Here is a 13,414-nt window from a genome sequence, read left to right on the forward strand (position 1 = left end):
AGTTACTGTCTGGTCTGGGTTGTTGTATGGGAATGATCAGCGTGTACGCAGGCTGTTACGGTTTCAGTGTTCCGGGCATCAGAGGTGCCCGGCACCGGATCATAACCGCCTTCCGCCCAGGGATGACACCTTAACAGACGCCGGATTGCGAGAAATAATCCTTTAAGCGCGCCATGGTGGGTTATGGCTTCAACGGCGTATTGGGAGCAGGTGGGATAGTGACGGCAGTGGCTGGCCATCAGGGGACTGATTGCGTACTGGTAGAAGCGGATGGGCAGAAGCAGGAGCTTGCGCATTAACCCGTTCCTCGACCGGCAGTTTCGGATGACTCTGTCCGGGATGGCTGAGATTGAGCGTGTTTTTTTCTGAGACGTCGCCAGAGATCATCCATGGATGCACGTACAGAGTGGTTGTCCAGGGATACCAGTCCCTGTCGTCCCAGTACCACGAGGTCAAGACCTGGCAGATCCGTCTGATGCCGGAAGCTTTCCCGGACCTGACGTTTTATCCGGTTTCTCTGAACGGCGAGCTTCAGGTTCTTCTTGGAAAAGATCAAACCGATCCTGGCGTGACCGAGATTATTCGGTGTCGCCAGGATCAGAAAATTCCGATGTGGAACTTTCAGCTGCACGTCGTTGAAGACTTTGCCGTAATCAGCAGGTCGCAGAAGACGATGTGATTTCGGGAAACTCAAAGCCTTCATGAGGCAATCAGAGCTTACGCGGACAGACGTACGCGGCCCTTGGCACGACGACGGGAAATAACCTTGCGGCCGTTGGCAGTGGCCATACGGGCACGGAAACCGTGAACGCGCTTACGCTTCAGGACGCTTGGTTGAAACGTTCTTTTCATGGTGATGATCTCACAATTCGTAAGTTGGAAATTCAGTAACTGGCCGGAAAATGAACAGCCAAAACAGGAGCGGCATTCTATGCAAATACCGGTGGGAATTCAATGCCTATTGCTAGTGGGTTGTGCGCATGTCAGAAAAACCCGGAACGGCCAGTCAGCTAATAAATTCAGTAGGTCTTTTTAAAATTCTTTTAAGGATTAATTATTACTGTTATTAGTATAGAAGGTTTCTGTGGATAAGCGGAAAAAAATAATGAAAAACAGTTTCTTGTGCGGTTTATAAGGGTATTGATAAGGCGGCCTGAGAGCTGTGGACGGCGGAAGGGCGAAATGTGGGTAAGTCGAATTTGCACGATAGATCCAAGTTATCCCCGGTCGCGTCCCCGGGTTCCTAACAGGGTTAAACCCGGGCTGTACACACAGGGCTGTGGGTAACTCACGAGCAAGGTTTTTTCTGTACACAAGGTTGTAGGTAAGTTTGTAATAAATTGAAATATAAAGAGATAAATTTCCACAGGCTGTTTATTAACTGGCTTTGGCTCTTTCACTGCGGGGCTGCTCGGGTTAGAATCCGGGGTCATCTCACAGGACAGGAAGTCCCTTGTCCGTTCAGAGACATTTCAGGGTTATCGGGAGCAGGCTGTCGTGCCAAACAGTATGTGGCATCAATGTCTTGAAGTACTCCGGGACGAGTTTCCCGCACAACAGTTCAATACCTGGCTCAGGCCCCTGCAATCCGATCACCGGGAGGGGCAGCTGATGCTGTTCGCACCCAACCGTTTCGTAATGGATTGGGTGAATGAAAAGTACCTTCGGCGTATTGAAGAGGTACTCAAGGATCTGAACGGCGGGCAGGCTCCCCGGGTCAATATGAAAGTGGGTTCCGCACCCCGTGAAGGTGAACCGGTCAAACGCTCGGAAGTTCCTGCCCGCGTGAATGGTCAGGTTCATGAAGAGACCGGTAGCCGGGTCACCGAAGAAGAAAAAGGTGTAGCGGCAACCGTGGCGGGTTCACCCTCTGTGCGGCCAAAGAGCGGTGGTGAACGGCGGCCGGTCCAGGTAGAAGGCGATATAAAACACCAGAGTTTCCTGAATGAAGGATTTACCTTCGAAACCTTCGTTGAAGGTAAATCCAACCAGTTGGCTCGGGCGGCGTCCATGCAGGTGGCCGAGAATCCGGGCGGTGCCTACAATCCACTGTTCCTGTATGGCGGCGTCGGTCTGGGTAAGACTCATCTCATGCATGCCATCGGTAACGAAATCGTCAGGCGTAACCCGAAGGCAAAAGTGGCCTATCTTCGGTCGGAGCGGTTTGTCGCCGACATGGTCAAGGCACTGCAGCTGAATGCCATCAATGAATTCAAGCGTTATTACCGGTCCGTGGATGCCCTGTTGATCGACGACATCCAGTTCTTTGCCCGCAAGGAGCGGTCGCAGGAAGAGTTTTTCCACACCTTCAATGCTTTGCTGGAAGGTGGCCAACAGGTCATCGTGACCTGCGATCGTTTCCCGAAAGAGATCGTGGACATGGAGGAACGCCTGAAATCCCGCTTTGGCTGGGGCCTCACTGTGATGGTTGAGCCACCGGAACTGGAAACCCGGGTAGCGATCCTGATGAAAAAGGCCGACCAGGCCAATGTGAAACTGAGCAGCGAAGCCGCCTTTTTTATCGCCCAGAAGATTCGTTCCAATGTAAGAGAGCTGGAAGGTGCGCTGCGTCTGGTGATAGCGAATGCTCACTTCACCGGTTCCGAAATCACGCCCCCCTTTATCCGGGAGAGCCTGAAGGATCTGTTGGCGCTGCATGAGAAGCAGGTAAGCATCGATAACATTCAGCGCACCGTGGCGGAGTATTACAAGATCAAGGTTGCCGATCTGCTCTCAAAGCGGCGAACCCGAACGGTTACCCGGCCCCGGCAGGTTGCCATGGCCCTGTCCAAGGAGTTGACCAATCACAGCTTGCCGGAGATTGGGGACGCCTTTGGTGGTCGTGACCACACCACCGTATTGCATGCGTGCAAGAAAATCGTGGAATTGCAGGAGACCGATCCGGGCATCCGCGAGGATTATCAGAATTTTATGAGACTGCTGACCACCTGATGCGGGCGTTAGCGAACAACATTCACCCTTCCAACATAAAGAAAGCTGAGTGCCATGAAACTGACGATCAGCCGTGAATCCCTGCTTACCCCGCTGCAAAGTATTGCTGGCGTGGTGGAAAAGAAACAGACCATGCCCGTGCTCTCCAATGTCTTGTTGGTGGCCGAGGATAATACCCTGACCCTGACCGGTACCAATATGGAAGTGGAACTGGTTGCCCGGATAACACCGGTGCATGTGGATCAGCCTGGACGGATTACCGTTCCCGCTCGCAAACTGTCCGATATTTCCCGGGCCCTTGGTGATGAAGCGCCGATGGAGTTGTCCCTGGAAGGCGATCGCTTGCACCTGCGGTGTGGCGCCAGTCACTTCACCCTGTCCACGTTGCCGGCGGAGCACTTCCCCAACGTGGAAGACGAGGACGAGAGCTTCCGACTGGAACTGCCCCAGAAGGAACTGGGCCGGATGCTGGATGCAACGGCGTTCGCCATGGCCCAGCAGGATGTTCGCTATTACCTGAATGGTTTGTTATTGGAAGTGGACAAGGATCACGTAAGGACGGTGGCGACCGATGGCCACCGCCTGGCAATGGCACACCTGGAACTGGCGACCAATTGCCCGGAGCTGCGACAGGTTATTGTTCCGCGCAAAGGCGTTCTGGAGCTGGCCCGTCTGGTTGAAGATGTTGAAACGCCGGTGACCCTGGTCATTGGTGATAATCACCTCCGGGCGACGGTGGGTTCGTATACCTTCACGTCCAAGCTCATCGAGGGCAAATTCCCGGACTACAACCGTGTTATTCCCCGGGGTGGCGACAAGGTAGTACTGGCTGATAGGGCCACGCTCAAGAATACCCTGCAGCGGGCAGGGATCCTGTCCCATGAGAACATCCGGGGTGTGCGTTTGAACCTGGCGTCGAATGAACTTCAGGTATTTGCCAACAATCCTGACCAGGAACAGGCCGAAGACGCGCTGCCGGTGGATTACCAGGGCGAATCCCTGCAGATCGGTTTTAATGTAGGCTATCTGGTTGACGTAATGAACGCGCTGGATGATGACCAGGTAAAAATCACCCTGTCCAACCCCAACAGCAGTGCGTTGATCGAGGCACAGAACGACAACCGGTGCCTCTATGTGGTTATGCCCATGAGGCTGTAGGAGGAGAAGATTGATGAGTACCGTAACGAATGGAATCAAAGGCGCTTTCCGGATTGGCCAGACTGTGTCGGTACTCGGGCGCACCGGGATCAACTGGCTGCGGGGGGATCGCCCCCCGACGCCCAGGCTGTTGAGGCAGACGTTTGAGTCCCTTGGTGCAACTTATATCAAGCTGGGACAGTTCATCGCCAGCTCTCCTACGTTCTTTCCCAAGGAGTACGTGGAGGAATTCCAGTACTGCCTTGATAAAACCCCGAACCTCCCGTTTGGCGTGATCAAGAAAATCATTCGGGACGAACTGGGCCGGCCGCTGGACGAGGTGTATTCGGAAATTGATCCGGTAGCACTGGCATCCGCGTCGATTGCACAGGTACACGCTGCCCGGCTTTTGACCGGTGAAGAAGTGGTTATCAAGGTTCAGAAACCCGGGGTAGAGAACATCCTGCTGACGGATCTGAATTTTCTCTATCTCTCTGCCCGCATCCTGGAAACTCTTGCGCCGAAACTGTCCTGGACTTCCATGTCTGGCATAGTCGAGGAAATCCAGCGGACGATGATGGAAGAGTGCGACTTCATCAAGGAAGCGAACAACCTGAAGGTATTCCGGGAGTTCCTGCACGATACCCATAATGAGGATGCTGCGGTGCCGAGGGTGTTTGAGCACTGCAGTACCCGGCGGATCCTCACCATGGAACGCTTCCATGGAGTTTCGCTGACCGATCTTGAAAGTATCCGTGGCTATGCCCGTGATCCGGAGCGCACGCTCATTACCGCAATGAACACCTGGTTTGCCAGTCTCACCCAATGCGAGTTCTTCCATGCGGATGTTCACGCCGGAAACTTGATGGTGCTGAAGGATGGTAGGGTGGGTTTTATCGATTTCGGTATTGTTGGTCGGATCAAGCCCGATACCTGGCAGGCGGTCAGTGATTTTATTTCGGCTGTGATGGTGGGCAATTTTGAAGGTATGGCCGATGCCATGATCCGTATTGGTATTACCCGCCAGACAGTCCGGGTTGATGATCTTGCCGGTGATCTGCGACGGCTCTATCAGCAGATGGATAAAATGGTCCCTGACGAGGTTCCTTACGAAGCAGATCAGGCGGAGGACGATGTAAACCACATTCTGATGGATATGGTGAAGATTGGGGAAAGTCACGGGCTTCACTTTCCCCGGGAATTTGCGTTGTTACTGAAGCAGTTCCTCTATTTCGATCGCTACGTTCATATTCTGGCGCCGGAAATGGATGTGTTTATGGACGAACGGCTGAACATGCTGCACTGAGGCTGTCGCCTTAAGTAGTCAGCTTTTGTACACTAGGGCGGCGTTACTGAAGGAAGGTAACGCCGCTTTTTTTGTTTTGGGATTTCTGGTTCATTCCCCTCCCCCCTCGAGTCTGCTTTTCTATGGCGCTTGTAAAATTTCAGACTGAGTACTTCCGCAACCTGTCGCCCGCGCCTGTCAGCTTTTCATCTTCTTTTAATCTTCTTTACGGAGAAAACGGCAGCGGTAAAACCAGTGTGTTGGAAGCGATTGGCTATCTGGGCTTGGGTCGCTCGTTCCGCGTGAATCGGCATCAGGCTGTGGTGAGCCACGGTGCAGAACGGCTCACGGTGTTTGGTGGTCTGGATCATGGCCTGGACGACAGGAGCCGGGCAGACAATGGGTCGCTGGTTCATCGTCTCGGAATTTCCCGGGATGTGGGTCAGAAAGAAACGATCCTGAGGGTGGATGGCGAAGCAGTGCGTAGTCTGTCGAGCCTGGCGAAACATCTGCCGGTCTCGGTAATCGATCCGGGTGTGTTTGATGTGGTCGCGGGCGGACCGGGAAAGCGGCGACAATTTCTCGATTGGCTAGTGTTCCACGTGGAACCTTCTTTCGGATCGATTTGGCAACAATGCCAGAGAGTCACATCACAGCGGAATCAAATGCTCAGAAATGGTAGACTAGACGAAGCGTTAATGCGGGTCTGGGACCATCAGTACACCACACTGAGTGAAGGCATTACCGAGGCTCGAGCTGGAACCTTTGGCCGATTCAAGGCGGCTTTTGAAAAGCTGGTTCGGGAAGTGGAAGTACCCTGGACCGAAGGCCTGAAGCTTGAGTACTACCCGGGCTGGGATGTAAGCCGCCCACTGGTGGAATTGCTTGCAGACCATCGGGAGCAGGAACGAAAGGTTGGACACACGCTTTATGGTCCGAACCGCGCCGACATCCGGTTGAAGTTTCAGGGCAGGCCTGTTGCCGAAACCTTCTCCCGGGGCCAGCAGAAAACCCTGGTTATTTTGATGAAGATTGCCCAAGGCATTGTATTGAGTGATCTGGGCAAGCAGGTGACCTTTTTGCTCGACGATATCAATGCCGAGCTGGATGAAGGGCACCGGGCCATGCTGGCGAGCAGGCTCCAGGCATTACGTTGTCAGGTGTTCATCACCTCTATAGAGCGTCCACAGGTAGATCAGCTCTGGCCAGAGGGTAAGGCGCCGGATTACAGATTGTTCCACGTGGAACATGGCAAATTGACGGAAGAATAAGACCGGTGCAAAGAGCTAGAAAGCCCCGGCCTATCACGCTTCAGGAGTTTCCGAATGAGTGAATCGAACTATAATTCCTCCAGTATCAAAGTCTTGAAAGGACTGGATGCGGTGCGAAAGCGGCCAGGCATGTACATCGGCGATACCGATGATGGTACTGGCCTGCACCACATGGTCTTTGAATTGGTGGATAACTCCATCGACGAAGCGCTTGCGGGCTACTGCTCAGAAATCGGTGTGATTATCCACCCGGACGAGTCGGTAACTGTCAAAGATAACGGCCGTGGTATCCCGGTAGATCTGCACGAAGAGGAAGGGGTTTCGGCAGCAGAAGTTATCATGACCGTGCTGCACGCCGGTGGTAAGTTCGACGACAACTCCTACAAGGTGTCCGGTGGACTTCACGGTGTGGGCGTTTCCGTAGTGAACGCACTGTCCTCTACCCTCACCCTGACAATCCGCCGTGATAACAAGGTCTACGAGCAGACCTACACCCATGGTGTTCCCAATGCGCCATTGGCGGCGGTTGGTGAAACCGACGCTTCGGGCACCAAGGTGCACTTCATTCCATCGCCCGAAACCTTTACCCACATTGAGTTCCACTACGACATCCTGGCGAAGCGACTCCGGGAGTTGGCGTTTCTCAACAGTGGCGTTCGGATCCGCTTGACCGATGAGCGCTCCGGCAAGGAAGAGATTTTTGAATACGAGGGCGGTCTGCGGGCCTTTGTTGAGCATCTGAACGCCAACAAGACACCGATCAACCGGGTATTCCACTTTAACCGGGAACGGGAAGATGGGATTGCGGTGGAGGTGTCCATGCAATGGAATGACGCGTTTCAGGAAAACCTCTACTGCTTTACCAACAACATCCCCCAGCGGGATGGCGGTACTCACCTGGCCGGTTTCCGGGCGGCCCTGACCCGATCTCTCAACAACTACATTGAACAGGAAGGTCTCGGCAAGAAAGCCAAGGTCGCCACGTCCGGTGACGATGCCCGTGAAGGCCTCACCGCCATCATCAGCGTGAAGGTTCCAGATCCAAAGTTCTCCTCCCAGACCAAGGACAAGCTGGTGTCTTCGGAAGTGAAGACTGCGGTGGAACAGGAGCTGTACCAGAGTTTTGCGGAATACCTGCAGGAGCAGCCCAACGAAGCCAAGCTCATCGTGAACAAGATGATTGAAGCGGCCCGGGCCCGTGAAGCTGCCCGCAAGGCCCGGGACATGACCCGCCGCAAAGGCGCCCTGGACATTGCCGGCCTCCCCGGAAAACTGGCGGACTGCCAGGAGAAAGATCCGGCCCTTTCCGAACTGTACATTGTGGAGGGTGACTCGGCCGGTGGCAGTGCCAAACAGGGCCGTGACCGCAAGACCCAGGCCATCCTCCCGTTGAAGGGTAAGATCCTGAACGTGGAGAAAGCCCGCTTTGACAAGATGCTTTCCTCTGCGGAAGTGGGCACCCTCATCACGGCGCTGGGTTGTGGTATCGGCCGGGAAGAGTTCAACCCCGACAAACTGCGTTACCACTCGATCATTATCATGACGGATGCGGACGTGGACGGTTCCCACATCCGTACCCTGCTGCTGACGTTCCTGTTCCGTCAGATGCGCGAAATCATCGAACGTGGCCACGTCTTTATCGCCATGCCACCGCTTTACAAGGTCAAGCGGGGCAAGCAGGAGCAGTACCTGAAAGACGAGAAAGCCAAGGAAGCCTACCTTACCCAGACTGCCCTGGAAGGCGCCCAGCTCTACGTGAACCCGGAGGCTCCGGCCATCAAGGATTCCGCGCTGGAAACCATGGTCAAGGACTACCAGGCGGTTATGAACATGATTGGCCGCCTGTCACGGGCTTACCCGGCGAAGGTACTGGAGCAGATGCTTCAGAACGTCACGCTCAAGCCCGAGCACCTGAAAGAGGAAGCGGAGGTGGCTCGCTGGGTCGCTCGCCTGGGCGATGGCCTGGATCTCGACACCCGTACCGGGACCAAGTACACCTTCTCGGTAACCCGGGATACCGAGCGGGATCTGTACCTTCCGAAAGTGACCATTTTTGTGCATGGCATTCCCCATGAGCATGTATTCAGCCACGATTTTTTTGAGTCTTCCTCCTACGCGGCCATTGCCCGCATGGGTGAGACCCTCGATGGCTTGATTGAGGAAGGCGCCTATATCCAACGGGGCGAGCGCAAACAGGCGGTCCTGTCTTTCGAGGGTGCTCTGGACTGGCTGATGAAAGAGGCCCAGCGCGGCCTGAACATTCAGCGTTATAAGGGACTGGGCGAGATGAACCCGGAGCAGCTGTGGGAAACCACCATGGATCCGGAGACGCGTCGGATGATGAAAGTAACGATCGAGGATGCCATCGCGGCCGATCAGATCTTCACAACTCTGATGGGTGACGATGTAGAGCCTCGTCGCAACTTCATCCAGACCAATGCGCTGGAAGTGACCAACCTGGATATCTGATCAACAAGTTCCAGGTGCAATAAAAAAAGCGGCGGAGGCTTTCAAACCTCCGCCGCTTTTTTATGTCCGGCCTTATCGGAAAACGTCCGGGACTGCTATTTCCCGGTGGTCGATTCCGAGGACTTGTTCCTTTCCTTCTCTTTCTCCGCCAGATGAGGCGCCATCACCTCTTCCAGGGTGTAACCGGTCAAGCGGCGGATGGTGCGCCACAGATAATAGAAAATCAGCATCATCATGATCATCGAAGGAATGGCGATCATGGGATAACTCACCAGGGTCATCCGGCCGAGCTCCTCATTGAACGCCTGGGTGCCGGACGGGCTGACCACAATCCATTTGGCGAGCACGTAGTTCATGATCGATGAGAACAGGAAGGTGCCGGCAAAGAAGTAGCTGGCCTTCAGAAGCCGGTCTTCGAATTCATCAACCCGATTGTGTTCCTCAAGCGTCTTATGGATCTTATCCACATCCAGAACACTCGGGTTATACAGCAGAGTGCGTACAAGGGGGTACTTGGTCTTTGTGGAGGCCAGCACCGCCAGACCAATGATTGCCGGAATGGCCGCTTCCTTGATGGCGAGCCAGCCGGCATCCAGTTCCAGTAAACCGATGCCGCCGGTCAGGCCAACGCTGACCAGACCAAGTACCGCGATGAAGTTTTTCTTCCGGTATTTGATCAGTTCAAACAGGCCCCAGCCAAGGGGAAACGCCAGGCCGATGAGCAGCGCGTTGACGTTGCCCAGGTGTTCCTCGCCACTGAATTTCATCAGGATAACGGAGGGAATGATAATGCTGACCAGCAAATCGACCCAGGGCCTTGGCTTGTGGTCCGGTACGTTGGCGGAGCTCGGAGACGTCATGATCTAGCCTGGTTGGTGAAACTGGAGCAGTACAGAACGGCACTGCCAAAGAACTCTCGGCAGTATACGACGAATCCGAGTCCTGACGTAACCGCTGTCAGAATGCGTCGGCAGTGGGGATGGCTGCCAGCCGAAATGGAACCACCACTTTTCTTTCTGTTATAAAAAAGCCGGGCTTATGCCCGGCTCCTCTGATTCCTCGTGACGCTCAGTGCCGATCAGGCACCGACTTCCTTGAGGCTCTCTTCCACAATTGCCAGTCCTTCTTCCAGCACATCGTCTTCGATGGTGACCGGCATGAGGAAACGCAAGGTATTGCCGTACATACCACAGCTCAGAAGAATCAGACCCTTCTCCTTTGCCTTCTTGGTCACTGCAGCGGCCAACTCAGGTTTGGGTGTGCGGCTGTCTTTGCTCTCTACCAGCTCAAAGGCGGCCATGGGCCCAAGGTTGCGCACGTTATCCACATGCTCAAACTGCTCCTGCCACTGGCTGAACCGTTGCTTGAGCTTCTCTCCCAGCGCCTGGGCCTTGCCAAGGATGTCCTCTTCCTTGAACACATCGAACACGGCCAGGGCTGCGGCACAGGCGGTCGGACTACCGGTGTAGGTGCCGCCCAGTGAGTTGGGGCCAGAGGCGTCCATGTACTTGTCGGTGCCCACAATCGCGGAGATGGGCATACCATCGGCCATACTCTTGGCCATGGTCATCAGATCTGGCTCAACACCACTGTGCTCGATGGCAAACATTTTGCCGGTGCGGCCAAAGCCGCTCTGTACTTCGTCAACCACCATCAGGATATCGTTCTCATCGCAGATCTTCCGGATTTCCTTCAGGAAGCTGGTGGGCGCTGCGTAGAAGCCGCCCTCGCCCAGCACCGGCTCAATCACGATGGCTGCGGTGTTGCGGGCCGGGGAGTCTGCCTTCATGGCCATCTTCAGGCCGCGAAGCGCTTCGTCCTCGCTGACGCCGTGGTAAGGCACGGGATAAGGCGCACGATAAACGGTACCGGGCATGGGGCCAAAGTCCGTCTGGTAAGGGGCGGCTTTGCCGTTCATCGCCATGGTGTAGAAGGTACGGCCGTGATAACCGCCGTCAAAGCAGATCACGTTGGTCTTTCCGGTTGCCGCACGGGCAATCTTCATGGCGTTTTCCAGGGCTTCGGCACCGGAGTTGGCCAACATCACCTTGGCATGGCCGCGTACCGGGACCACGCCGCTGAGTTTCTCTGCCAGTTTGACGTAGCCCTCATAGGGCATCACCGTCTGGCAGGTGTGCATCAGCTTGTCCAGCTGCGCCTTGACTGCTTCCACGACCTTTGGATGACGGTGGCCGATGTTCAGTACGCCAATGCCGCCGGCAAAATCGATCATGCGTTTGCCGTCTGCATCCCATAATTCCGCATTCGTTGCATGGTCGGCAAACTGTTCATTGGGACTTGCCGCGCCCGCCGCAACGTAGCGTTCTTTGAGTGCCTGCAATTCTTTATTGCTCACTTTGCCATTCTCCCTGGGTTCAGGTTCGAAAGTTTCACCTACCAGTGTAAGTAGTACGGTCTCAGGAAACAAACCGACTATTGTCGCCCTCAGGCAGCATCGTCCCGGAATTGCAGTTTGGCCAGCCGCTGATAGAGAGCGTTATGGCGCATCAGTTCATCATGGCTGCCCACTGCCAGCAGGCGTCCCTGGTCCAGTACCGCAATACGGTCAGCGTCTCGCACCGTGGCCAGTCGATGGGCAATGACCAGGGTGGTACGCTCCGCCGTGAGCGCCGGCATGGCCTGCTGGATCAGGTTTTCACTTTCGGCATCCAGGGCGCTGGTGGCTTCATCCAGCAACAGGATAGGAGCATCGGCCAGCAACGCGCGGGCGATGGCAAGGCGCTGTTTCTGGCCGCCTGACAGGCCCAGGCCGGCATCTCCAAGCCGGGTTTCGTAGCCTTTTGGCAGAGCCTGGATAAAATCGTGGGCATGGGCGATCTTCGCGGCCTGCTCGACGTCCTGCTGGCTGGCATCGGGCCTTGCGTAACGGATGTTGTCGGCCACGGTGCCATGAAACAGGGCGGGATTCTGGGGTACCAGGGCAAAACACCGGCGCAGGGCATCGAGTGACCATTCGGCGGTGTCCATCCCGTCGATGAGGATTCTGCCCTCCGTTGGCTGGTAGAAGTGCAGTAACAGATCGAACAGCGTCGATTTGCCGGCGCCGGACGGGCCCACGAGAGCCAGGGTTTCTCCGGCTCTGATTTCCAGAGTCAGATCGGTCAGTGCCGGTTGTTTCGAACGGTCGGGATAACTGAAGCTCAGGTGGTCGATCTGAATCCTCCCCTGAACAGGATCGGAAAGATTCCGGGTTGTCTCTCTGCGTTCAAACGCCGGCTCGGTCTGTAGCAGCTCGAACAGCCGGGCCGCCGAACCCGCTGCCCTTTGCAGTTCTCCAATCACCTCGCTGATGGCACCGGCAGCAACGCCCACCAGCAGGCTGTAAAACACGAAGGCCGCCAGTTCACCGGGGCTGATACGACCGTGAATCACATCCAGCCCACCTATCCAGATGACTATCCCAACCGCGCCCATCACCAGGGAAATGGCCAACGTGGTCAGCCAGGCCCGCTGCCGGATACGCTGCCGGGCAATGTCGAAGGCCCGTTCCGATACCTCGGAAAAATAGCGACGGTCGTGGGGCTGATGGTTAAAGGCCTGAACCGTCTTGATCTGCGTGAGGTTCTCACCCACATAACTGCCCACATCGGCCACCCGGTCCTGGCTTAAACGGGAAAGTGCCCTTACCCGCCGGCCAAAGAACAGGATGGGGGCAATCACCAGCGGAAAACCCAGCAGAATGATGCTGGCCAGCTTGGCGTTGGTAATGAACAGCAGGAGCAGCCCCCCGATCAGCATCAGGGTGTTACGCAGGGCAATGGATACGGTGGAGCCAATCACCGACTGGAGAACGGTGGTATCGGCAGTAAACCGCGACTGGATTTCCAGGGCCCGGTTCTGCTCGAAGAAACCCGGATGAAGATCAATCAGGTGGTTGAAGACTTTCTTGCGAATATCCGCCACTACCCGCTCGCCGATCCAGGACACCAGATAGAACCGGGCAAACGACCCGAACGCCAGACCCAGCACCAGTATGAAAAACAGCCCGATGGCCCTGGCCAGATTTTCCGGCGACTCGGTGGCTAATCCCTGATCCACAAGGATACGTAAACCCTGCCCTAAGCCGAGCGTAATACCGGCGGTGAAGATCAGCGCCACCAGGGCACCGGCGACAGCCCGGCGATAGGGGCTGATAAAGTCGATAACCAGTTTCAGGGCCTTGCGGTGACGAGTGTTAATGATGTGCCTCCACGGTGATGGCTACTGTAGACTCCAGCTCTAATACGGTTTCGTCTTGGAACAGGACTTATCATACCTGAGCTCCCCTGGCTTTCGCTGG

The 13,414-nt window shown here is 55.5% G+C and carries 11 protein-coding genes; 5 read left to right on the plus strand and 6 right to left on the minus strand.

Translation table 11 applies throughout. From position 1 onward, the window contains the following. Positions 1-2: 2 nt before the first annotated feature. Genes yidD through rpmH form a run of 3 tightly spaced genes read right to left on the minus strand, consistent with a single transcriptional unit; the run spans position 3 to position 852 of the window. Positions 3-296 carry a membrane protein insertion efficiency factor YidD gene (yidD, locus tag ACESMK_RS01110; protein ID WP_372994424.1) on the minus strand — a complete coding sequence of 98 codons (294 nt, stop codon included), beginning with the start codon at positions 294-296 and terminating at the stop codon, positions 3-5. Beyond that, positions 296-703 (minus strand): ribonuclease P protein component, encoded by a 408-nt coding sequence (gene rnpA / locus ACESMK_RS01115; RefSeq protein WP_372994426.1) that lies wholly within the window; start codon positions 701-703, stop codon positions 296-298. Before rnpA ends, yidD begins: the two co-directional genes overlap by 1 nt. Positions 704-717: 14 nt before the next feature. Then, positions 718-852, minus strand: a complete 135-nt coding sequence (gene rpmH / locus ACESMK_RS01120) for a 50S ribosomal protein L34 (RefSeq protein WP_082146510.1) — start codon at positions 850-852, stop codon at positions 718-720. Between the two features lie 645 nt (positions 853-1,497). Between rpmH and dnaA the strand changes: the two genes are divergently transcribed. From dnaA to gyrB, 5 genes are all read left to right on the plus strand, one after another. Next, entirely contained in the window at positions 1,498-2,952 is a 1,455-nt protein-coding gene (gene dnaA, locus ACESMK_RS01125; protein WP_372994428.1) for a chromosomal replication initiator protein DnaA, read from the plus strand. A gap of 54 nt (positions 2,953-3,006) precedes the next feature. Next, positions 3,007-4,110 (plus strand): DNA polymerase III subunit beta, encoded by a 1,104-nt coding sequence (dnaN, locus tag ACESMK_RS01130; RefSeq protein WP_372994430.1) that lies wholly within the window; start codon positions 3,007-3,009, stop codon positions 4,108-4,110. A 13-nt stretch (positions 4,111-4,123) separates the two neighbouring features. Next, the gene (locus ACESMK_RS01135) at positions 4,124-5,395 is read left to right on the plus strand and encodes an ABC1 kinase family protein (protein WP_372994432.1); all 1,272 of its coding nucleotides are present in this window, start codon (positions 4,124-4,126) and stop codon (positions 5,393-5,395) included. A gap of 122 nt (positions 5,396-5,517) precedes the next feature. Next, complete coding sequence (gene recF / locus ACESMK_RS01140) at positions 5,518-6,645, plus strand: DNA replication/repair protein RecF (RefSeq protein WP_372994434.1); 1,128 nt, start codon at positions 5,518-5,520, stop codon at positions 6,643-6,645. 54 nt (positions 6,646-6,699) lie between these two features. After that, a complete protein-coding gene (gene gyrB / locus ACESMK_RS01145) occupies positions 6,700-9,114 on the plus strand; it encodes a DNA topoisomerase (ATP-hydrolyzing) subunit B (protein ID WP_372994436.1) in 2,415 nt (804 codons plus the stop codon). Between the two features lie 95 nt (positions 9,115-9,209). On the opposite strand, the gene ACESMK_RS01150 is transcribed toward gyrB, so the two are convergent. From ACESMK_RS01150 to ACESMK_RS01160, 3 genes are all read right to left on the minus strand, one after another. Next, on the minus strand, positions 9,210-9,974 hold the full coding sequence (locus ACESMK_RS01150; protein ID WP_372994438.1) for a VC0807 family protein: 765 nt from the start codon (positions 9,972-9,974) through the stop codon (positions 9,210-9,212). 218 nt (positions 9,975-10,192) lie between these two features. Continuing rightward, positions 10,193-11,470: a 4-aminobutyrate--2-oxoglutarate transaminase gene (gabT, locus tag ACESMK_RS01155; RefSeq protein WP_372994440.1), complete on the minus strand. Its 1,278-nt coding sequence runs from the start codon at positions 11,468-11,470 to the stop codon at positions 10,193-10,195. A gap of 89 nt (positions 11,471-11,559) precedes the next feature. Then, complete coding sequence (locus ACESMK_RS01160) at positions 11,560-13,290, minus strand: ABC transporter transmembrane domain-containing protein (RefSeq protein ID WP_372995413.1); 1,731 nt, start codon at positions 13,288-13,290, stop codon at positions 11,560-11,562. Positions 13,291-13,414: the final 124 nt, after the last annotated feature.

This window comes from Marinobacter sp. (assembly GCF_041687235.1).
GTDB lineage: Bacteria > Pseudomonadota > Gammaproteobacteria > Pseudomonadales > Oleiphilaceae > Marinobacter.